The 20727-nt window shown below is 71.3% G+C and carries 19 protein-coding genes; 8 read left to right on the top strand and 11 right to left on the bottom strand.

The window, feature by feature from the left end; all coding sequences use genetic code 11:
• Nucleotides 1-50 precede the first annotated feature (50 nt).
• Nucleotides 51-992: a polyphosphate kinase 2 family protein gene (locus PUR56_RS38730; protein ID WP_329952425.1), complete on the bottom strand. Its 942-nt coding sequence runs from the start codon at nucleotides 990-992 to the stop codon at nucleotides 51-53.
• Nucleotides 993-1223: 231 nt separating this feature from the next.
• Entirely contained in the window at nucleotides 1224-2966 is a 1743-nt protein-coding gene (locus PUR56_RS38735; protein ID WP_329952426.1) for a SulP family inorganic anion transporter, read from the bottom strand.
• 399 nt (nucleotides 2967-3365) lie between these two features.
• On the opposite strand from PUR56_RS38735, the gene PUR56_RS38740 reads away from it, so the two are divergent.
• Nucleotides 3366-4673: a discoidin domain-containing protein gene (locus tag PUR56_RS38740; RefSeq protein WP_329952427.1), complete on the top strand. Its 1308-nt coding sequence runs from the start codon at nucleotides 3366-3368 to the stop codon at nucleotides 4671-4673.
• 401 nt (nucleotides 4674-5074) lie between these two features.
• On the opposite strand, the gene PUR56_RS38745 is transcribed toward PUR56_RS38740, so the two are convergent.
• Nucleotides 5075-5437 (bottom strand): hypothetical protein, encoded by a 363-nt coding sequence (locus PUR56_RS38745; RefSeq protein WP_329952428.1) that lies wholly within the window; start codon nucleotides 5435-5437, stop codon nucleotides 5075-5077.
• 760 nt (nucleotides 5438-6197) lie between these two features.
• The gene (locus PUR56_RS38750) at nucleotides 6198-6530 is read right to left on the bottom strand and encodes a hypothetical protein (RefSeq protein ID WP_443034620.1); all 333 of its coding nucleotides are present in this window, start codon (nucleotides 6528-6530) and stop codon (nucleotides 6198-6200) included.
• Nucleotides 6531-6787: 257 nt separating this feature from the next.
• Between PUR56_RS38750 and PUR56_RS38755 the strand changes: the two genes are divergently transcribed.
• Nucleotides 6788-8497: a hydroxysqualene dehydroxylase gene (locus PUR56_RS38755; protein ID WP_329883514.1), complete on the top strand. Its 1710-nt coding sequence runs from the start codon at nucleotides 6788-6790 to the stop codon at nucleotides 8495-8497.
• Here PUR56_RS38755 and PUR56_RS38760 read toward each other — a convergent pair.
• Together PUR56_RS38760 and PUR56_RS38765 are read right to left on the bottom strand one after the other, a co-directional pair.
• Nucleotides 8481-9542, bottom strand: a complete 1062-nt coding sequence (locus PUR56_RS38760; RefSeq protein ID WP_329952429.1) for a polyprenyl synthetase family protein — start codon at nucleotides 9540-9542, stop codon at nucleotides 8481-8483. The genes PUR56_RS38755 and PUR56_RS38760 overlap by 17 nt on opposite strands.
• 204 nt (nucleotides 9543-9746) lie before the next feature.
• Nucleotides 9747-10847, bottom strand: a complete 1101-nt coding sequence (locus PUR56_RS38765; RefSeq protein ID WP_329952430.1) for a hypothetical protein — start codon at nucleotides 10845-10847, stop codon at nucleotides 9747-9749.
• A 426-nt stretch (nucleotides 10848-11273) separates the two neighbouring features.
• Between PUR56_RS38765 and PUR56_RS38770 the strand changes: the two genes are divergently transcribed.
• Nucleotides 11274-11822 carry an LURP-one-related/scramblase family protein gene (locus PUR56_RS38770; protein ID WP_329952431.1) on the top strand — a complete coding sequence of 183 codons (549 nt, stop codon included), beginning with the start codon at nucleotides 11274-11276 and terminating at the stop codon, nucleotides 11820-11822.
• Nucleotides 11823-11992: 170 nt separating this feature from the next.
• Here the strand turns inward: PUR56_RS38770 and PUR56_RS38775 are convergent, their stop codons facing one another.
• Nucleotides 11993-12361 (bottom strand): recombinase family protein, encoded by a 369-nt coding sequence (locus PUR56_RS38775; RefSeq protein WP_329883518.1) that lies wholly within the window; start codon nucleotides 12359-12361, stop codon nucleotides 11993-11995.
• A gap of 492 nt (nucleotides 12362-12853) precedes the next feature.
• On the opposite strand from PUR56_RS38775, the gene PUR56_RS38780 reads away from it, so the two are divergent.
• Nucleotides 12854-13009, top strand: a complete 156-nt coding sequence (locus PUR56_RS38780; RefSeq protein ID WP_329883519.1) for a hypothetical protein — start codon at nucleotides 12854-12856, stop codon at nucleotides 13007-13009.
• A 442-nt stretch (nucleotides 13010-13451) separates the two neighbouring features.
• Here PUR56_RS38780 and PUR56_RS38785 read toward each other — a convergent pair whose 3' ends face one another.
• The gene (locus tag PUR56_RS38785) at nucleotides 13452-13889 is read right to left on the bottom strand and encodes a DUF4259 domain-containing protein (protein ID WP_329952432.1); all 438 of its coding nucleotides are present in this window, start codon (nucleotides 13887-13889) and stop codon (nucleotides 13452-13454) included.
• Between the two features lie 77 nt (nucleotides 13890-13966).
• Entirely contained in the window at nucleotides 13967-14434 is a 468-nt protein-coding gene (locus PUR56_RS38790) for a DoxX family protein (RefSeq protein WP_329883521.1), read from the bottom strand.
• Between the two features lie 342 nt (nucleotides 14435-14776).
• Between PUR56_RS38790 and PUR56_RS38795 the strand changes: the two genes are divergently transcribed.
• Complete coding sequence (locus tag PUR56_RS38795) at nucleotides 14777-15160, top strand: hypothetical protein (protein ID WP_329883522.1); 384 nt, start codon at nucleotides 14777-14779, stop codon at nucleotides 15158-15160.
• Between the two features lie 293 nt (nucleotides 15161-15453).
• Here the strand turns inward: PUR56_RS38795 and PUR56_RS38800 are convergent, their stop codons facing one another.
• Complete coding sequence (locus PUR56_RS38800; RefSeq protein ID WP_329952433.1) at nucleotides 15454-16317, bottom strand: NAD(P)H-binding protein; 864 nt, start codon at nucleotides 16315-16317, stop codon at nucleotides 15454-15456.
• 437 nt (nucleotides 16318-16754) lie between these two features.
• On the opposite strand from PUR56_RS38800, the gene PUR56_RS38805 reads away from it, so the two are divergent.
• Nucleotides 16755-17306, top strand: coding sequence for a DUF6245 family protein (locus tag PUR56_RS38805; protein ID WP_329952434.1), 552 nt, complete (start codon nucleotides 16755-16757; stop codon nucleotides 17304-17306).
• 136 nt (nucleotides 17307-17442) lie between these two features.
• Here PUR56_RS38805 and PUR56_RS38810 read toward each other — a convergent pair whose 3' ends face one another.
• On the bottom strand, nucleotides 17443-18273 hold the full coding sequence (locus PUR56_RS38810) for a MerR family transcriptional regulator (protein ID WP_329952435.1): 831 nt from the start codon (nucleotides 18271-18273) through the stop codon (nucleotides 17443-17445).
• A 346-nt stretch (nucleotides 18274-18619) separates the two neighbouring features.
• Here PUR56_RS38810 and PUR56_RS38815 point away from each other — a divergent pair, with 346 nt between their 5' ends.
• Nucleotides 18620-19255, top strand: coding sequence for a sigma-70 family RNA polymerase sigma factor (locus tag PUR56_RS38815; protein ID WP_329952436.1), 636 nt, complete (start codon nucleotides 18620-18622; stop codon nucleotides 19253-19255).
• The gene (locus PUR56_RS38820) at nucleotides 19252-20022 is read left to right on the top strand and encodes a hypothetical protein (RefSeq protein WP_329952437.1); all 771 of its coding nucleotides are present in this window, start codon (nucleotides 19252-19254) and stop codon (nucleotides 20020-20022) included. Before PUR56_RS38815 ends, PUR56_RS38820 begins: the two co-directional genes overlap by 4 nt.
• Nucleotides 20023-20727: the final 705 nt, after the last annotated feature.

Here is a 20727-nt window from a genome sequence, read left to right on the forward strand (position 1 = left end):
CGTACCTCCGAACCATCCCGTTCGTCGCGGAGGCGAGGCCCCTCCGGCCTTCAGTCACGGTGCTCGGCCTCGTACGGGTCGCGCTCGGCGCCTTCCGGGGCCTGCTGCTCCAGGAGCCTTTTGGCGGCCCGCAGTTCCTTGCGGGCCTTCTTGCCGACGGTCGGGTACCGGGGGTCGATCTCTATCAGCGTGTGCGCGAGGACCGCGGCGGCGCAGATGCGCGCGAACCACTTGCGGTCGGCCGGCACGACGTACCACGGCGCCCACGGAGTACTCGTGGCGGAGAGCATCTCGGAGAAGGCGTGCTGGTAGTCGTCCCAGCGCTCGCGCTCCCGCAGGTCCGCCGCGGAGAACTTCCAGTTCTTCTCCGGCAGGTTGATCCGCTTCAGGAAGCGTGTGCGCTGCTCCTCCTCGGAGAGGTTCAGGAAGATCTTCACGATCCTGAACCCGTTGTCGCAGAGGTAGCGCTCCCAGTCGTTGATCTCGCGGTAGCGGCGGTCCCAGACGTCCGGACCCTTCGCCGACCCGGGCAGCCTCTGCCGGTCGAGGTTCTCGGGATGGACCCGCACCACGAGGACCTCCTCGTAGTGCGACCGGTTGAAGATCGCGATGTCCCCGCGGGCCGGCAGGCGCCGCGCGTAGCGCCACAGGTAGTCGTGGTCGAGCTCCTCGGTGGAGGGCACCTTGAAGCTGCTGACGTGGACGCCCTGCGGGTTGACCCCGCTCATCACGTGGCGGATCGTCCCGTCCTTCCCGCCCGCGTCGATCGCCTGGAGGCAGAGCAGTACCCCGTAGCTGTCCTGCGCGGCCAGCTTCGCCTGGTACTCGGCCAGCAGGCCGACGCCGGTCCGGAGTAGCTCGACGCCGTCCCGCTTCTTCATCCGGGCCTTGTAGCGGGAGTCGAAGTCCTCGGCGAGGTCGACCCGTGAGCCCGGTTCCACGCGTAGCGGCTCGATGAACTTCGCGATCCGCCTGGCCTGCTTGTGTGTCATCGCCGACACCGCCTCCTCCAGGTCACGGTCACGGTCACGGTCACGGGTTCGGGTTCGGGTTCGGGTTCGGGTTCGGATCGTCCGTCCGGTGCGGGCGCCGGGCCCGGTGCTGGCCGGTGCGCCGACGCCGGCACGGCGACCCGGCCGTCCGGTGGACACCGGTACCTGTCACCCTCCGGCGGGCCGGAGGGCCTGTCCAACCGGGCGCCGCCGTCCGGGCAGCCGCCCGCCTCACGGCCGGTCGGTGGTCCGCGGCCCGGGGCCGCCGCCGGAGGCCCAGACACGGTAGGCGGTGACGGCGGTGGGAAGCGTGGGGAAGATCCGGTCCGTGCCGACGGAGTCGGTCAGCCCGTACGCGTCCAGGTCGGCCCGCAGGTCCTGCTTGACCCGGGCGAGGGCGAAGACGACGCCGCGTCCGGCCAGCTCGGCCCGGAGCGCCTCCAGCGAGTCGAGCGCGGTGATGTCGACCTCCACGTTGGCCTCCGCGTTGAGGACGAACCAGCGGACGGCCCCGGCCTCCTGGGCGACTGCGGCCAGCGCCCGGCTGCGGAAGTCCTCCGCGTTGGCGAAGAACAGCGGCGAGTCGTAGCGGTAGACGACCAGACCCGGGACCGTGTGCGCCTGCGGGTAGTCGTCGATGTCGTGCATCCCGGGAACACCGGGCACCATTCCCTGGACGGCGTCGTGCGGGCGGGCCACCCGGCTCAGCAGCTCCGCCACCGAAAGCCCCACGGCCACCAGCACCCCGTACAGGATGTCGAGCGCGAGTACCCCGACCAGGCATCCGACGGCCAGCAGGAACTCCCGGCGCCGGAACCCCTTCAGCCGGCGCAGCCCCGCCACGTCGATCATCCGGATCGCGGCGAAGACGACCAGCGCGCCCAGCACGGCCGCCGGCGTGTACCTCAGCAGCGGGCTCAGGAACAGCAGCACGGCGAGCACCGCGACGCCGGCCGCCAGTGCGTACGCCTGGGTGCGCCCGCCCGCCGACTGGGCGAGCGCGGTGCGGCTGGCACTGCTGCTCACCGGGAAGCCGTGCAGGAGTCCGGCGCCGAGGTTGGCCCCGCCGAGGGCGAGCAGCTCCTGGTTGGCGTCCAGCTGCTCGCCCTCGGCGCGGGACTCGAAGGCCCGCGCGGTGAGGATCACGTCGGTGTAGCCGACGAGCAGCACCCCGAGCGCGGGCAGCACGAGGTTGTGCACCTCGCCCAGGTCCGGCAGGGAGGGACTGGGCAGCCCGGCCGGGATCTCGCCGATCACGGCGATTCCGTGGTCCTGCAGTCCGAACACCGCCACCACCGCGGTGCCGGCGACCACGGCCAGCAGCGGCCCGGGGAAGCGGGGAACGAAGCGGTCGAGGGCGAAGAGGAAGAGCAGTGCCGCCGCGCTGAAGACCATGGTGGCGGTGTCCGCCTGCGAGAGGTGTCCCACGAAGTAGTTCAGCTGCGGACCGAACCCCTCGCCCTCCACCTCGACGCCGGTGAGCTTGGACAGCTGGTCCACCATCATGATCAGCGCCACCCCGGCCAGGTAGCCGATCAGGACCGGCCGCGAGAGCAGGTCGGCGACGAATCCCAGCCGCGCCAGCCACGCCAGCGCGAACAGTACGCCGACCACCACGGCGAGCGTGGCGGCCAGCACCGCGTAGCGGTCCGCGTCGCCGCCGGCCAGCGGGCCGACCACGGTGGCGGTCATCAGTGCGGTCGTCGACTCGGGCCCCACCGACAGCAGCCGGGAGGATCCGAGGAGGGCGTACACGGCCAGCGCCGGGAGGATCGCCCAGAGCCCTGCGACCGGTGGCAGACCCGCGACGCCCGCGTAGGCCATGACCTGCGGCACGAGGTACGCCGCGACGGTGCCGCCGGCCAGCAGGTCACCGCGCAGCCAGCCGCGCCGGTAGCCCCTGAGCACGGCGAGCCCGGGGAGTGCAGGTGCCGAGGGGCGCCATCCGCCGCTCCGTGGACCAGGCTGCGGCATGAATCTCCCTCCGTGACCCGTTCATGATGCGGCAGAGCTTCGTGGATCTGCGGCAAGGCTTCCGCCCAGCGCGTCCGCGCCGGAGGCCGGAGTCTTCCGACGTCCTCCTGACGGCCCGCCGCGGAGGGCCGTACCACCGAGGCGTCGCCCACGCCGGGCTCCGGTGAACTGTGCAACTCGACAATGCGCATGACCACGCAGTGGATTGCTCGAAGTTGCTCGTAATGCTTTGGATTTTATCAACTCTTGACACCCCCGCCGATGCCGTCGAACTTGAAGCCCCTGACGCCCTGGTTGTCCATCATGTCGAAGGCCACTGAACGGAAGCGGTCGTCGTAGGCGGGGTCACCGAGTTTGAACCTGCCGCTGCTGTGGGTTTCGTACTGTTGTGCGGCCGGCTTGCTCCTGTTCAGCCGGCTCAACCAGTCCGGCCCCAACAGCAACTACCTCACCGACTACGAAGCCTTGCTGGATCTCCCAACGGATCTTCGCGGCCGCAACAAGGACGTCTGGGTCAACGCCACCGTAAGAACCTGGGGATCCCCCTACTGGCTCTGGTACGTGGACTCCATCTGGCGCGACGGCGAGGACGCGGGCCAGACCGGCGACGGCTCCCCCCAGGAGAAGTACGTCAACTACCGCGACTCCCAGACATTCCGGAACATCGCCACCCAGAACCCCCTCTTCCCCATCCCCTCCGTGATGAACCACGGCATCATCTTCTCCGACAGGGCCCCACAGTTCAGCGCCGACCACGACCTCACGAAGCAGTCGGTCCGCAACGAGGTCTCCAACGACATCCGTTCCTACTTCGCACAAGGAATGGGACTGCAGGAACTCTACGTCCGCGACACACTGGTACGCCCCAACCTGCGAGGAGCACCCTGGTTCTGGGACACCCTGGCCGCCAACGCCAAGTGGGCCCGCGCCAACCAGGACCTGCTCACCGACGTCCGCTGGATCGGCGGCGACGCAGCGGCCGGCGACATCTACGGCACCGCCGCCTGGAACTCCACCGCCGGCACGTCCAAGGGCGTGCTGATGCTGCGCAATCCCTCAGCCACACCGAAGACCTTCGCGGTGGACCCTCAGCAGATCTTCGAACTGCCCGGCGGCACCCAGGGCACGTACCGCTTCACCGAGAAGGACGGCCTGCGCGCCGCCTTCACCGCTCAACGCGGCACACCGGCCGGCATCACACTGCAGCCGCACGAGGTGGCCGTGTTCGAGGCCGCGCCCATCACCGGCACCACCGCCTACACCGCCATCCCGCGCGGCGGCTGGACGGCCACCGCCGACAGCACCGAGACCGTACGGGCGAACGGCCGAGCCACCAACGCCATCGACGGAAACGACTCCACCATCCGGCACACGCAGTACGGCACCGGCATCACCCCCATGCCGCACTGGATCGACATCGACCTGGGCCGGTCCCGAACCGTGGGAAGGCTCGACTACCTTCCACGCCAAGACGGCGGCACCAACGGCACCACGGCCGACTACCAGATCCTGACCAGCACCGACGGAAACAACTGGACCGCCGTGGCGAGCGGCACCTTCCCGCCCGGTTCGGGCGTCAGGACGATCACCTTCCCCGACACCACCACCCGCCACATCCGACTGAAGACCACGCGAGCCGCCAACGGTGCCGGCGACGCCTCAGCCGCTGAGATCAGCCTCTACCAGCGACAGGCCACCGCACAATGACCATGCCGGTACCAGCAACACCACCAGCATGACCGGAAGGCCGACCCACCCCATGGTGGGTCGGCCTCTGCCCCGGCCCACACTGCGCGCGCCCAAGAATCAGAGCGTTCCAGGAGCCCCGACCGAGCCGCCCGTGCGAGCGCCTCACGCGCACTCCACGCCGGGTTCGGCGGGCGGCGCGTGCGCGGGTGGCCGGGCGGCCGGTGAGTGGGCGTTGTGGATGCACGGGCCCGGCGGTGTGTGGTGCCGGGTGATCCGGTGTACGGTCCCGCGTGCGTCCACGGCCCACAGCACGTCCGCGGCGACCTCGCGCCGGGCCATGCGGACGATTCCGGGGCCGCCGTTGGGTAGGTCGACCGTGCGCCCCACCCAGCGGGACCAGGCCGGATCCGAGCTCGTGATCACCGCCCCCACCCCCATTGGGCGATCAGCGCAGACGCCGGGAGTTCGATCACACGGTTTCCCGAACTGGTGAGTTGGGACCAGATCGAGCGCGCTTCGAGGTCGGAGAGGGAGAAGACGAACGGGCCCGGGACGAGCACCGCGCGGAAGGCGCCCGCGGTCAGCAGCCCGATCAGACGCTGGAGGGCGGGAAGCGGGCCCCGGGAGCGGCAGCCGTTGTCGAGGAACACGGCCGGAGGCGCGAACCCGAGCTCGTTCGCGAGGTGCCGCAGTGCGTGCAGGTGCGTTCCCATCCCGCTCGGGTCGAAGGGGTAGCAGCGCAGGTAGACGGCTGCGGAAGTATCGGTGCGAACCGGTTTCATGTGTCACGCCCCGGGAATCCGGATAATCCGGGACAGTGCCCCGGAATCGGTCATGGCGACAGGAAACCGCTCGGGGACCCGCCGGGGCCAGCCCCACCGGCTATCGTTCTCGTCACGGTTCGGCCGAGGAACGGGGCGATCGACGCGCACCGGGAGCGGGAACCGCCCCGCCCGAGACACCCCGGTGGGCCGTGAGGTGCCGGACGGCGCCTCCGGCCCCGAACCCGGCCGGGCGCCCTCCGGCAAGCGTTCCACCGCCTCGCCACCCCCGTCGGCGGAGACCGGCCGCGCGGCGCCCGAAACGCCGGAGCGGGGCGACCGGGAACCACACGTCCCGGCGGTGCGGCGTTTCCTCCTTCAGCCCGGATTCGACTACTCAGAGTCACCGCCAGTCCCAGGGCGCACAGAGGTGACCGTCGACGTGCCCTCGCCGGCCGCACGCCGCGCGGGGCGGTTGAAGGAAGACCGCCCCTCAGTGCGCCGGACCACCGCGCTCACCGCGCGGCCTGCTGGTCGGGCAGAATGCCGGCGTCCTGGCGGACGTACCAGTGGTGGGGAGCTACCGGGCGGGGGCCGCCTGGTCCTGCACGGCGTCCGCGGATCATCTCCAGGTCCGTGTACGGGGACAGAGCTTCGGATCGGGCTGGAGCGGCGGCCGGACCGTGCGCGGTTCAGTCATCCCCCCATGATCGCCCAATTGCTCGTGGGCCGGCTTGGGATTCCAGAAGGACAGAAGCCCGGCTTCGCACTACGACGTCTCCTACTCGAACGGCTCATCGCTCCAGCGGAACCAGGCACGGTCACCGTCGACCTGGAGCAGGAACTCGGCCACCGGGCCCGCCGGGGCGGCCAGCTCCAGGGTCCGGCGGATCTCATCGGTGACGGCTTCCCACTCGTCCATCTCCTCCTCCTCGACCAGCACGAGCTCGCGATCGAACAACGGCTTCACCGCGGCGAAGCCGGGAGCGGGCAGGAAGCGGCCTGACAACCAGGGGAAGTCGGCGTCCTCGATCACGATCTCGCCGACAACCTCACCCTTCTTCAGCAGCTGCCAGATCTCGCCCACCAGCAACACAGCCGTCGCCTCTCCCACGAACCGGAATTGTCCGAAGAAGCCTTCCATACAGCTCTGACACCCGCCGAGCGCCAGGGACGGCGGCCTGACGGCCGGGAGAGGCGCCCTCGCCTGCCCCGGCGCCCGCACTCCCACGCGGCGACCGTGTCCACTCGTCCCGTCGCGCGCGCCCGCCGGTCGCGGGCCGGGCGGACGGCTGACGAACCGTCTGCTCTATCGTTCCCGTACGGGTCGGGTGGGGCCGGTGAGTGCTGGCCGGCCGGAAGGGGTGCGGGGTGTCGGGGGGTTCGGGGCGGACGGTCGTGGTGCTGGGTGGCGGGGTGGCCGGGCTGACGGCGGCCATGGAGCTGGCGGAGCGCGGCTTCGAGGTGACCGTGGTGGAACCCTCCGGGTGGGGCGGCAAGGCCCGTAGCGCCTCGGTCCCCGGGACGGGGACCGGCGGGCGGCTCGACCTGCCCAGCGAGCACGGGTTCCGGTTCTTCCCCGGCTTCTACCGGAGCCTGCCCGACACGATGCGGCGGATCCCTCTGGAGGGCTCGTCCTCGGGCGTGGAGGGAAACTTGCGGGAAGCGCCGCAGATGCTGTCCGCACGGTCGGGGAGGATCGGCGAGACGGTCGCCGACGTGTCCATGGCCACCGGCCCGAGGACACCCCTGCAGATCCTCCGCGCCCGGGGCATGAGGCTGGGCGCCGAGGGCGAGCTGAACGAGGAGCTGCTGTACTTCGCCAACCGCATGCTGGTCTACATGACCAGCAGCGCCGAGCGGCGGCTGGGACAGTGGGAACGGACCTCCTGGTGGGACTTCACGGCCGCGGACGGCGCCTCCGAGGAGTACCGGAAGGTGTGCGTCGTCGGGGCGACCCGCACGGTGGTGGCGGCCAGGGCGGAGGTGTGCAGCGCGCACACCGTCGGGGGGTTCCTGGAGGCCTTCGGTTACGGGTTTCTGGGCCGGGGTGAGGCACAGGCCGCCGACCGGGTCCTGAACGCGCCGACCAGCACCGCCTGGATCGACCCCTGGGTGCGGCACCTGGAGCGGCTGGGGGTGCGGCTCGAACTCGGCTGGCGGGTGGAGCGCCTGAGGGTGCGGGGGCGCGCCGTAGTCGGCGCGGTGCTGCGCGGCCCGGGCACGCGGCGGCGGGAGGTGGACGCCGACTGGTACGTGTGCGCGCTCCCCGTCGACCGGATCGGGGCGCTGCTGGAACGCGGCCTGGCCGAGGCCGACCCCGAGCTCAAGAAGACGGCGGGCCTGCGTACCGACTGGATGGTCGGCCTGCAGTTCTACCTCACCGAACCCACCCCGATCACCCGCGGCCACGTCATCTACCAGGACTCCCCGTGGGCGCTGACCTCCATCAGCCAGGCCCAGTTCTGGGACACCGACTTCCGCGCCACCTACGGTGACGGGACGGTCGCCGACTGCCTGTCGGTCGACATCTCCTCCTGGGACACCCCCGGCATCCTCTACGGCAAGCCGGCCCGCGAGTGCACCCGGGCCGAGGTCGTCGCCGAGGTCTGGGCCCAGCTCACCGACGCCCTCGACGACGGGCGTCGGCGGACCCTCCACGGGGGCCTGCTCCACTCCTGGCACCTGGACCCGGCCGTCAGGAACCTCGACGGCCCCGGGCCCGCCACCAACGACGAGGCCCTGCTGATCAACACCACCGGCTCCTGGGAGCTGCGCCCGACGGCGGAGACGGCCGCGGTGAACCTGTTCATGGCCGGCGACTTCGTCCGCTGCCCGGTCAACCTGGCCACGATGGAGGGCGCGAACCAGAGCGGCCGGGCGGCGACGAACGCGCTGCTGCGGGCCGCTGGTCACGGCGGTGAGCCGGCCGTCGTCCACGCCCTGTACGAGGCGGAGGAGCTCCGCCGGCTGAAGGAGGTGGACGCCGCGCTCTACCGGCAGGGCCGGGCGCACATCCTCGACACCCCGCCGCCGTGGTCCTCCCGCGCGGGGGAGGACCGCTTCAGTACGACCGGGTGACGATCAGTTCGCAGAGCGCGTCGAGGTCGTCGACGGCTCCGGGTACCGTGCCCGGTTCGTCGGCGAGCTGCCGCAGCCGGAGCCGGGCCTCCTCCGCGTGCCCGGCGGCGCGCTCCACCGTCCAGCGCCGGCCGCCGGCTTCTTCCACCAGCAGAGCCAGCGCCGCCTCCTCGGCGCGGTCCGGGGAGGCCGGCAGGGAGTAGCGGCGGGCCAGTTCGTTGCCCGCCGCGGTGCCCGAGGCCATCGCGGCGACCACCGGTACCGAGAGCTTGCGCGCCCGCAGGTCCGCGAAGACCGGCTTTCCGGTGACCGCACCGTCGCCCCAGATCCCGAGCACGTCGTCCACCAGCTGGAATGCCATGCCCAGGTCGTGACCGAACGCGGCCAGGGCCTCGACCTGCGCCGGTCCGCCGCCGCCGTAGAGGGCGCCCAGCCGGCAGGCACAGGAGATCAGGGACGCCGTCTTGCCCGACACCATCTCCAGGCACTCGGGCAGCCCGATGCGCGGCTCACCCTCGAACAGCACGTCCAGGCCCTCACCCACCGCGAGTTGGACGAGCGTGTCCAGCAGGGCTGCCGTGGCCTCGCCCGAGACCGCCCCGCCCGAGACCGCCCCGCCTGAGACCGCTTCGCCGCCGGGGCCCGCGAGCACCTCGAACGCCACCATCAGCAGCGCGTCGGCCGACCTGGTCGCGGCGGCAGGCCCGAACACCTCCCAGGCGGAGGCGCGGTGACGACGGACCGCATCGCCGTCCAGGACGTCGTCGTACAGCAGCGACAGGTTGTGCACCATCTCCACCGCCACGGCGGCGGGTGCCGCGAGGTCCGGCTCCCCTCCCACAGCCCGGGCGCAGCTCAGCGTCAGGGCCGCCCGGACGTTCTTGCCGCCGCGCCCTGTAGCCGGGAATCCGCCGGACCATCCGAAGTGGTACGCCGCCACCTCCCCGAGCGCACCGCCCAACTGCCCGACCCAGTGCCGCAACTGCGGTTCGCAGGTGGCCGCCGCGCCCCGCAGCAGCGACTCGGCCCGCGTACGATCCGACAACACCCAGCCCACCCCCGTTCCCCCGGCCATCCCCGCCCCGGGCGGCACCCGGGCGAGCCTACGCGACCGCCCGGGCGTGCTGCCCCTCGCCGAGCAGGCCGCCCGGTGCCCGGCGCTCCCGTCTCGCCCCGGGACGACGCCCCCGGTGTCGTCAGCGACCGGACGACCGCGCGCCGGGCGGACCCCGGCGCGCGGCCGCTCGGCTCAGTGGCGTGGACGGCGCCGGGACGCCAGGACCGCGGCACCGCCGACCACCAGCAGGAACGCCGAGGCGCCTGCGACCCGGGGGAGACCGGGCCCGGCTCCGGTCTCCGGTAGTTCCCCGCTCGGAGACGGATGCGGGACCCGGGTCGGGGTCGGGGTGGGGGCCGGTGTCGGCGTCGGACGGGGAGTGGGCGACCCGGAGGGCGAGGGGGACGGTGACGGAGACGGAGACGGTGCGGGTGTGGGGGACGGGCTCGGCGACGGCGTCGGGGTGGGTGAGGGTGAGGGTGTGGGGGACGGGCTCGGCGACGGTGTCGGGGTGGGTGAGGGAGTGCCCACCCGGCAGCTGACCTCGACCGCGCCCAGGCGCAGATTCGTCACCTCGCCCTGGTAGAGCTGGTTGCCGCCGGTGTCGTTGAGCGTGCCCCGGACGTCGATGTCGAGCCAGGCCTCCGCGGTGTCCTGCCGGTTCTGTGCGGCCGGGTCCTGATGGGGGGCGACGGTCACGGTGAGGGTGCTGGGTCCGATCTCGGGCCTGTCGAGGTCGGCGCCGGTGACGGCGAGGGTGGAGGTGCCGATGGGGACGAGCTGCCCGAGGACGGTGATCCGGCCGGCGTCCGTCCGGTTGTAGGCCAGGGCGTAGGGCCCGACGGGCGGCGGCACGCACTCGGCGTAGGAGTCCATGGAGGCTACCGTGCCGCTGGGCGCGATGCGGATCAGGTCCTTGCTGCCGAGCCGGACGACGAGGTCGGTGAGCTGGGCCTGGGCGTAGTACTTCGCGGCGTCGGCGGCGGTCCGGGTCGTCATGGTGCTGATGGTGATGCGGCTGAGCATGCCGTCCGGGTCGCTGAAGTCCCCGTCGTCGGTGTCGCCGACGAACGTGCTGAGCGCCGTGCCGTAGGTCCCGCTGTACGGGGTGAAGCCCAGGGGCGGCACCGAGGGGGTGGTCAGCTGCACCAGCTTCGCGCCGGCGAGCGCGCCCGGTGGGAGCACTGCCGCTGCGGGGGTCTGGCCCTGTCCGAGGAGCACCACGCTGGCGAGGCCGGCGGCCGTGACCGCCCCGGCGACGGGGAACGCCGCCCTGCGTACGAAATCGTCCATGCGGCAGCAGTAACAGCCCCGCGGCGAACCGCCGGACAGGCTCGGCGTCCCGAACCCGTTCGGCCGCCGGAGCTCCCACCGGCGGCCTAACCAGGCGCGGGCCCGCGTCGGCTCGGCCCCCTTCTCCTGGCGCCCGCCCCGTCCGCCTCGCGCCCCGTCCGCCTCGCGCCCCGGAGGCCGGGCGCCGCCCCGCCGGGACCGGCCCGGCCCCCGCCGCCCGGCTGCGGGCCGGGCAGCCCCGGTCCCATGCGCACGCCGTTCACCTGTACGGCGCAGCGCGCCCGGCCGTCGGTGGCCCGGCCGGTCCCGGCGGGGTGCGATGGCAGTACCGGAAGGACCTGCCGGCCGGCGGGGGCGAGCGGCCGTTGATCACGACCGGCGCCGAGGCGGGGTGAACCGCCCGCCCACCGGGGAAGGGAGCCGAGGATGTTCGGCGAACGACGGGCCCGCCACCGGGCCAACAACGCCTTCGACGACGGCGAGGGCGTCACCCGCTACCGCATGCAGCAGAAGGTCTTCTCCATCGGGGACGACTACTGGATCGACGACGAGGCCGGTGACCACGTCTACAAGGTCAACGGCAAGGCACTGCGCCTGCGCCGGACGTGGGCCATCGAGGACCGCGAGGGCCACCGGGTCGCCGCCGTGCAGAGCCGGCCGATGCGGATCAAGGACTCGATGGAGATCGAGGACGCCGACGGCCACCGGATCGCGCTGGTCAAGAAGGGCCTGGTGGGGCCGGTGCGGGACCACTGGCGGATCAAGCAGGAGGAGGGCGGCGACCTGACCGTCCACGGCAACATCGTCGACCACGAGTACACGATCGAACGGGACGGCTACAAGGTCGCCGAGGTCTCCAAGAAGTGGTTCCGGCTGCGCGACACCTACGGTCTCGGCATCGGTCCCGACACCGATCACGCCACCGTTCTGGCAGCCGCCATCGCCATCGACGCCATGGCCCACCCCGGCGACTGACCGCCCGCGGCCGAGGACGCTCCGAACGGCTCGGCGCGGGCGGAGACGATCAGGGTCCGGTCGGTCGCAGTCGCCGGCGTGCGGGTCGCGCGCCCGGATCACCGAAAGGGTTCGGGACGTGTCCAGAGGGGGCCCCAGGGCGCCCCCGAAGTCTCCTCCGGGCGGTGCGGTCAGGCGCGGGCTTCGGCGCGGGTCCGGCGCCGGGGGAGTTCCACGACCTGGGTGCCGGCCGCACGGAGGAACTGTGCGACGGAGTCCGCGGTGGCACCCTCCAGGGAGAAGACCCAGAGGCCGGGCACCAGCACGGTGTCGACGAGACCCTTGGAGGCCCGGGCGAGCAGGATGCGCAGCTGGGGGCGCAGTGCGGAGGACGAGGTGCCGTTGTCCAGGTAGAGCCTGGGGGTGCCGAGGCCGAGCTGCCGGGCGTGGTCCTCCAGCGCCCACCGGTGAGCGGCCATGTCCCAGTGGTCGTAGGGGTAGCAGCGCAGGTAGACCGCGCTGCTCCCGATCAGGGTGGGCTGCTCGTGGATGATGGTCATCGTCGCTCCTCGCCGGTACGGCAGGCGTGTGGCGCACGCCGCCGGGCGGTGCCCTGGACGGCTCGGTGCGCGATGGCCGCGCATTCGTCCGGGGTGGGATCGGCTACGGCCAGGTGTCACACGGTGGCTTCGGGTGAGGATGGCGACGGGGTGTGTGCGACCTCGGGAAGTGCCTTCCATCATGGAGCGGCGGAGCGGATATGTCTATACCAATGGGGCATGCGCGGAACGGCCGGCGCGCGCCGTTCCCACTCCGCAGCCGCGACCCCTGCTGCCCGCCGGTCCATCGTCGCGGCACGCCGTCCTGACCGGACCGGCACACCCCACCCCCGGCGCGGACGCTGACATTCTCCTTCGTCCATTCTCCTTCGTCCCGACCTGCTCACAGACGGGGGAGGGTCGCACCCCGGCCGGCTCGTCGTGCCGGGTACTTCTGCTGTTCGGGGTGCAGCGGTGGACGGCCCCCAGGTCGGACCGCCCTAATCCAGGGCTGTGACGAAAGCAGCTGGGCGCAAGTACGCGGAGGTCCTGGCCGTCGTCGCCGCGCCGGAGCCCCTGCCGGGTGTCGGCGGGATGACCCCGCACGCCGGGCCCGACCCGTACCAGGGCCCGGCCGAGGAGTTGCGCAAGCGCCGCTTCGGCATCTGACCGACGAAGCGGGCGGCCGTGCGGCGTCGGACATCACCCACCGTCACTCCGAGGTGGTGTCCGCCTCGTCCAGCGCAGCAGCACGCTTCTCCTCACTCCTTCTCGGAGAGGGCGTAGTCGTCGGTCGGCTTGACGATGGCGTGCGTGATGACCTGCCCGCTGATCTGCTTGGTCTCCAACCTCTGCTGACCTTCCGCCACGTCGCCACTCCTTTGCCGTGTCCGGTACGTCTGACCTCTGGCATGCTCCCGCTTGGTTACGCTGCGTAATGATGACGAGACATTGGTGAACCCGTCGGCTCGAAACGATCACTCGAACCGTCCGCGCACGGCACGCCCCAAGGTCACCCGACTGAGCCGCCGCATCCGAGCCCGTACTCACCAAGATCGGTACGACGACGGCTTCTCATATCTCTCGTGATGGGTGACGCTGAGTCAGCAGATCAGATTTCGAACAGCGAGTCTTCTTGAGGCTTGGTCGGTGGATCAAGGATTCCCCGGAGGTGACTGATGCTCTGGCGCCATCGTGGGCCGTCATCGGTGTCGTCCCAGAGTTCGGCGAGCTCGGACTCCTCGGCGAGGACTCGGTCGAGTGCCTCGGCGGCAAGTGTCCGGAGGTCGGTGGCGAGGAGCGGCAGGGCCTCGTCGGGGCCGAAGCTGCTTGTGACCGGCTCGCCGTCCGGGCATTGCGCTGCGATGAGGGCAGCGGCAGCGACAGCCTCCACGGCCTCGGAAGCGTCGAGATAGTCCTGGGCCTCGACGGCGCGGTTCAGCGTGCTGCGGATGAGGTTCTCGCGTTCGTCCAGGGACGTCTCGTCGAGGGTGTCGGCGAAATCCGCCGCCGTGTCGTCCTCGAAAGGGCCGATGCCCCAGGTGCCCATGCTGATCTCCTCGTGTCGCCGTTCTGTGATCCGTTCCGGCGATCGGCGATCGGCGGTCGGCGGTCGTCGATCAGCTGTCATGCGGTGCGGATGGCGGCCGCGGGGTGTCGTGGCGTGCGGACGAGGATAGCGGCGGCTGCGGCGATGTAGAGGATCTGGAGGAGGGTGCGCGGGCCGAGGCGGTCTCCCTGGGCGGTGTTCCTGCGGGCGGCGGAGACGTTGGCGGGGAACACGGCGATCATGAGGGCGATGAGTCCGCCGGCTGCCCATCGCGCGGTGGCGGGGATGATCAGGCCGATCGCTCCGGCGGCTTCGAGCAGGCCGGTGATCGTCACGAGCAGGCCGGCGCGGGGCATCCACGGCGGGACCATGTCGACGAGATCGGGCCGCAGGGCAGGGGCGAAGTGCGCGATCGAGGTGAGCAGGAACATGGCCACCAGCCCGGCCCGCAGGGCAGGCTGCCAGCCGGCGAGCGCGTCCGCTCCCAGTAGACCGGCCAGTCGGGCCGCGGTGAACCCGACGACCAGCGCGATCAATGGCTCCACCGGAGCGCTCCTTCCAGCAGGTGCTTCCCGGCGACGCGCGCCCGCCCGCTTCGTCCGTCCTCCAGTCCACCACCGGGCACGCACGCCCGCCACCGAAAGCGCGCCCGGCGCACCGGCCGCGGTTGTTCGTCCCCGCGGTGCCGCGCTGGTCGAACATCACCAGGCGGTAGTCCTTGAGAACGGCCTCCAGCCTGGTTGCCGTCCGCTTGATCGCCGGGCCGCCGGGCCGGCCGGGGCTGCCGGTGAGGAAGAGCAGATCGTCCCTGGGTGCGGTGGGCGTAAGATCGATCTCTGCAGTGGTCAATGGAGGTAGTGTGACTAATTCGGCCAGAGGGTTTTTCTATGCGTTCGGTAGAGGATTTCATCGCTGCGGCCGCTCGTTCCGGAAAATTCTTGGAGATTGATACGGCCGAGGCTGTCGCGAATCCTCGGGTGGTTGATATTCATCTGGAGCACTCTGCCGGACACGAGTTCATTGTGATGGTGCGAGAGGACAGGGGTGAGGCCCGGATCCTCTTCGAGGACTACCTGTTCGATGCCGTCCCTGTCCATAGGGTTCTGGAGTTTCTGGATCTGCTTGCAAGCTGTGAAGTCGTCCTCGCGCTGAACCGGTCCGGGCGTCTGCTGTCTTTGACGGTCTCCTTGCCCGAGGGTGACTGGATTGACAGGCGGACTTGTGCCAATGACTTTTCGGAGTGGGAGAGGAGCGTTGGAGAGCGTGGCTAGCACTCCGAAGGATCCCGAGACTTTGTCTGATCAGAGGACGTGCGGTGAGTTTAGTGGGCCAATTCCTGCCAAGGGGTGCTTCGTCCGGGGCCGCCTCTTGATGACGCGCAGCTCATGTTGGTGGCGAGGGAGTAATGAGGGCGGCGAGGTGGCGCACCTTCCTTTACGGCGAGCCCGAGGCGACCTGGCTCGAACGTGCACCGAACGCGCACCGAACGCTGAGGACGCCGTCAAGGCTCGCGCCGAGGTCGTAGCCCCAGCTGAGTACAGATGAACGAGGCCGGCACCGGGGCTCAACGAAAGGCGGAGGCATTCTCCGAAACCCACTGACGGAATGGCCTGGCCGGGGAGCCGGTCACCCGCGAGACCGTGTCGCGCACCTTCAGCAGCTCGTCGTCGATGTCCCCGCCCGTCACATCGAGCACCGCATCCGCGGCCTCGTCTCCCAGGAACGCGGCCATGTGACGGTGGGCCTCCTCCCTGTTGATCTCAACGAACGGCACCTCCCGCTCCAGTACTGCCGCGATGACCGCCACCTGCTGCCGGGCGGTCACCCGCTCCGGACCGGTCAGGGCGTACGTCCGGCTCCGGTGACCGGACTCGATCAGCGCCACCCGCGCCACCGACGCGATGTCCGCAGGGTGGATCGTGGGGAGCCCGATGTCCGCATACGGCACCCTGACCGGTTGGTGCTCGCGGATGGACGCCGCCCACCACAGGGCGTTCGAGGCGAACTGCGTCGGCCGCAGAATCGTCCAGGCCATGCCGCTGTCCTTGAGTAGTCGCTCGACAGCCAGATTCTCGTCGGCGGGGCCCAGGTGCGGATGGGTCTGGACGGTAATGGACGACACGAGCACCACGTGCTCCACACCTGCCTGCCGGGCGGCGTCGAGGATGTCGGCATCTGGGCCCATGCGCGACACGAGGAACAGCGAGCGCATACCCTCCAGCGCGCGCTTGAGCGAAGCAGGCTCGGCGAAGTCGCCCTCAACGGCCTCGACCCCTTCGGGGAACGAGGCCCGCGCGGCATCGCGAGTGAGACCTCTCAACGGCCCGGCGCCGCACGCGTGCACGGTCGAGCTCACCTGCCCGAGGTCCTCCGAGCCCGGCGCCACCTCGACCGGCTCGCCCGTCGTCGCGACCATGGAATCCAGCACGCCTTCGATCTTGCCTGGTAGATCATCGACGAGTGGTCCGCTGGTGGCACGCGGTGAGAACTCGGGCGGTCGTGGACCCGCCGTCCTGTCCACATCGAGCTCCACTCCGCCGGCACGAAGACCCCCTTCGAGGACCTCTTCGCCCGGTACCCTTCCCCGAGACCGCGGTGCTGACGGACGTGATCCTCGACCCGCCGACGGAGGCCGTCGATCCCGAGGAGCTCTATCTGGCCGCGACGGCAGAGTCGGGCTGAGCCGGGGATTCGCGCGGATCTGCACCACCCGCGGCCAGGACCCGCTCTGCCTGCGCTTCTGCCGGCCCCACAGAGCCCGGAAAGGCTCCTGATCAGCCGTCGGACTCGTGACGAGCTCGCTGCCAGGCACTGATTGTCCTTACTTCGGCCCCCGCGTCCGGGCCGGGCGGGTAGCTTGCCGGTATGACGAGTGATGACATTCCCGTGACGGTGGAACAGATCGGCGCTGCCCTGGTTGCGTTGGGCGTCTACGAGGGCAACAACACGCCGGTCGAGCACGCCGAAAGGGCCGCGCAGTTCGCCAGCCCCGACGTCTACCGGCTGCGTCTGCTCAACACCCTGCTGGGCGCGGTGCAGGGACAGGCGAAGCTCGCCGACGAGGCGGAGGAGGACGGCGAGGACCTCTTCACCGCATGGTTGGAGCAGCTGAACGGGGCTGGAGCCGGGGACGACCCGGTCAGGCAGATATCGTTCCTGGGCTGGCAGGTCCGGCGGGTGGGTATCCCGCTTTTCCTCCTCGCCAACGATCCGGACACCGGGGCCATCGTGGACGCGGCCGCGAAGGCTGCCGAGGCGCTGCACATCATGCTGGGCGTGATCGGCACACTTGAGGAGGCGGACCCGGCCGTCGACTTCGTCAACATCATCAACCAGGGCGGGATGCTGAGGGCGGGCCGAGAGCTACTGGTAACCGCTCTCGACAACACCGACACCGCGCTGGACACGTTCAAGTAGGTCGGCCCGTAGCGGCCCATGCCCCGGCCCAGGCCCCGGCCCCGGTCGGCCGGGGCCGCCTCCGGCGGCTCGCCCAGGACCAGGTCCGGGGCGGCCGTGGCCGGGCCGTCCACGGGCCCGGAGGTCGCCCGGGCTTCTACGTGGCGGAGCCCGGGTGGAAGGGTACGGCGACGTCCATGACGTGCTCGCCCGGCTCGGCGGTTGCCCAGTTCGGGTAGTAGACCTCCCGGTTGGAGGCGCTGCGGGTGTGCCTGTGGCTGGCGAGCCAGGCACCGACGGCGTCGTGGACGGCGGCGCCCGACGCGGGAGCGTCGTCGCGCTTCGTCAGGGCGGTGTACGCCTCGCGGTGCGCGGCCTCGATGCGAACCCCGATGTGCCCTGCCGGTTCGACCGGACTGTCGGTGGGGGCGCAGACTTCGACCGGGCCTTCGGAGTCGTCGTCCACCAGTCCGTGGTAGACGGCGAAGAGCGGTCCGGACAGGCGGGCGTTGGCATGCCGCAGGTGGGTGAGGAGCAGTTCGGCCGCTTCGGCGAGGAAGGCCGGCAGGTGCGCGGCGTTCACGTGGCGTTGGATGCTGAGCACCTTCTGCTCGGGGATGTCCCGTTCGGCGATCTCGTACATGGTCTGCGGCCTTCCTGCCAGGACCGCCCGGGTGTAGGTCACCGTGGCGCGGCGGGCTGCGTGTGTGCGCGCTTGTTCGTGCCAGTACGCGTCGAGCAGGGGGACGCGATCCGCTGCGTCCGCGTCGAGTACTGCGGCGATCCGGGCCAGTGGCATTCCCAAGGCGCGCAGCAGCGCGATGTGGCGGGCGCGTTCCACCTGGGTGGGGCCGTAGCGGCGAAGCCCGGTGCGCGGGGCGACGTGGGCGGGCGGCAGCAGCCCCCGTGCGTCGTAGAGCCGCAGCGCCTTGGGGCTGAGCCGGGTCGCGGCGGCGAGTTCCCCGATGGTGATCGTCTGTTCCTGCACGCGGATCACTGTGCCCCCTGCCCCAGGGGCAGGAGCAAGTCCACCATCGGGCGCGGCGTCCCCTCGGCTCCGGACGCCCGGGTCGGGAGGCGGAGGCGTGGGATGCGGCCCCGGACGCGGGGCGTCGCCGGGCACGCTCCCGGGGGCAGGGCAGGACGCTTGGTGACCGAATGATCGGGCTTAATGCCAGGCAGCCGGTCAAGGTGCGTGCTCTTGCGGCAGATCCGGTCAACTTCTGCCCGGCCTGCAGATCCACGGTGCCCAGCCGGTTTCCTGGTCCCGAACAGGCCACGAGGCCGGGACCGACCGTCGGCCCAGGCTTCCGGGGCGGGAGGACGGACGCCACATGGTCGGCATCGACGGCGGCGGTCGCGCTGATGCGCACGATGACGCCCCGATCCCTCAGGATCACCAGGACCCTCCCGAGCAGGTACCCGAGGGCGGGGACCTCGTACCGGAGACCTCCCTGCCCAACGACCTGGTCGCCCTGATGGTGATGCACGGCGAGGCGTACTGGGAGTACGCGCGCCTGCACCTCGGCGATCCCGACGCCGCCGACGCGCTGGTCGACGACGTCTTCGCGGACCTCGCCGCCAACTGGGACCTGGTGCTGCGCCAGGAGAACGCGGGGCAGTTCTGCTGGGGTGTGCTGCGGGCGACGGTCGACGACACGCCGGAGCGCGTCGTCCGGCCGTCGGCCTTCACCTCCGCCGCGTTCGCGTTCGCCATGGCCGACGCCCGGGAGGCGTTCCGGGCGCTGGAGAGCGGGATCGGCCTGTTCGCGGCGATCGGCGACCTGCCGGACAGGCAGCACGACGTGGTCGTGCTGACCTACGTGCTCGGCTATCCGGTCGTCACCGCCGCACGGATCATGGGTATCACCAAGAGCGGGGTGTACAGCCTGCGCCGCGACGCCCGCCGCCGGCTCGCCTCGGCGCTGGGTCTGGACGAACAGAGCGCCGAGACGGCGGAAGAGCAGTGATCGACATCCACGGCGCCGTCGACGCGCAGTCCGGCGCCGTCCGCGGGGCCTCGGACCCGGGCCCGGCCTGGTCGCCGCTCGCGTCAGTGCGTCTGCCGCAGCCCGAGGCCAGGGGTCGGGCCTCCGCCTGTCTCGACGGCGCGCCGGCCAGGGTCGCGGCGCGCCTGGCGGCGCGGACGCGGGCCTCGCAGCGGCCTTCACCGTCGGTCGCGGTCCGTCTGGACCGGGCCGGGTTCGAGCTGTTGGCGCTGTGTCACCTGGTGCTGGAGGACGCCCGGTCGCCGGGGTGGATCGCGGCGCTGACGGACGCGTCGGCGATCGAGCCGTACGGGGCGCTCGTTCTCGGAGCGCTGTGCCACCTGGCTGTCCACGAGGGGGAGGACGAGGACGGCGCGGTCATGCGCCGGGCGCTGGCGGACGGGCCGCGGACATGGTGGCAGCTCGGGGCCGGGGCAGGATGCTTCCAGGCCGCCTACGCCCTCGCCTGTCTGTGTGCCGGAAGGGGGGACCAGCGCGAGGCGCGGCACTGGCAGGACCAGGCCCGCCGGCTGGCGGGGGTGCGGGACGTGCGTTCGGCGGTCCTGGCCGCCTTCGCCGGGTTCCGGCCCGGCCACGGCCTGTGCGCCGACGTCCGCCAGGCCCTCGCGGCCCTGCCCACCAGCCACGACCCGGACTTCGGGCGCACACCCGCGATCGATCCCGAGGTGCTGGCCGCGGCACTCCGCAGGCACCGCACCGGCGCTTGCTGCCGACCCGCGCTGCCGTAGCGGGCTGAGGAGGACGTCGGGGCGGCGTTGCACGCGGTGACGCTGGCCGACCTGCCGTCCTGGTCGCGAAGCAGACCCTGAAGGTCCCGTTGACGGCGCCTCGTCCGTCAGCACCGCGGCGTACACCGACTTCGGCCCCGCGGGATCTTCGCCGCGCCGATCGACGTCGACTGACCCGCCCCTACCGGGCGGGAGTCCCCCGGGTGTGACTGGTAGAGGGTCGAGGGTGGATCCTGTCCCCGGGGCGGGTCAGTTGATCCGGTCCGGCGCACTGGCGACGAATTGGGGTTCGAACCGCGGGACGAGCCACTGTCTGGGGGCGGAGGTCCTTCGCCGAGCCTCTCGGAGGCAAGGCTGCTTCCCTTCGCAACCACCGTCAATGGGGATGTGGCGTTCTGGATATGCGAGTCGGTCGACCCCGAGACTTGGGAGATCGTTGTCTTCAAGCGGCAGCCAGGGTATGGAGCCGACCCGTGGACCCGGTTCGAGGTCGGGTTCGGGGAGTTTCTCGTAGGTCTTCTTGAGTGACCGGCGAGATGAACGGGCAGCGGCCCCGGGCCCGGCGGGCCGGCGGGGGTCAGAGCGGGACGCTGGCGAGCATTCGGAACCGGCCCGTCCCGGTGTCCGGGACGGTCAGCTCGCCGTCGTGGGCGGCGAGGCGCTCGCGCAGTCCGCGCAGCCCTGTCCCGCTGCCCTGGGACGGGA

It is taken from the genome of Streptomyces sp. BE303 (genome assembly GCF_036290945.1).
Taxonomy (GTDB): domain Bacteria; phylum Actinomycetota; class Actinomycetes; order Streptomycetales; family Streptomycetaceae; genus Kitasatospora.

What these genes read in the sequence shown, in the direction of transcription:
- PUR56_RS38735 (WP_329952426.1), bottom strand. Translation starts at nt 2,966, where the DNA reads ATGCCGCAGCCTGGTCCACGGAGCGGCGGATGGCGCCCCTCGGCACCT.
- PUR56_RS38745 (WP_329952428.1), bottom strand. Translation starts at nt 5,437, where the DNA reads ATGAAACCGGTTCGCACCGATACTTCCGCAGCCGTCTACCTGCGCTGC.
- PUR56_RS38795 (WP_329883522.1), top strand. Translation starts at nt 14,777, where the DNA reads ATGCGTTCGGTAGAGGATTTCATCGCTGCGGCCGCTCGTTCCGGAAAA.
- PUR56_RS38770 (WP_329952431.1), top strand. Translation starts at nt 11,274, where the DNA reads ATGTTCGGCGAACGACGGGCCCGCCACCGGGCCAACAACGCCTTCGAC.
- PUR56_RS38775 (WP_329883518.1), bottom strand. Translation starts at nt 12,361, where the DNA reads ATGACCATCATCCACGAGCAGCCCACCCTGATCGGGAGCAGCGCGGTC.
- PUR56_RS38805 (WP_329952434.1), top strand. Translation starts at nt 16,755, where the DNA reads ATGACGAGTGATGACATTCCCGTGACGGTGGAACAGATCGGCGCTGCC.
- PUR56_RS38815 (WP_329952436.1), top strand. Translation starts at nt 18,620, where the DNA reads ATGGTCGGCATCGACGGCGGCGGTCGCGCTGATGCGCACGATGACGCC.
- PUR56_RS38785 (WP_329952432.1), bottom strand. Translation starts at nt 13,889, where the DNA reads ATGGGCACCTGGGGCATCGGCCCTTTCGAGGACGACACGGCGGCGGAT.
- PUR56_RS38730 (WP_329952425.1), bottom strand. Translation starts at nt 992, where the DNA reads ATGACACACAAGCAGGCCAGGCGGATCGCGAAGTTCATCGAGCCGCTA.
- PUR56_RS38765 (WP_329952430.1), bottom strand. Translation starts at nt 10,847, where the DNA reads ATGGACGATTTCGTACGCAGGGCGGCGTTCCCCGTCGCCGGGGCGGTC.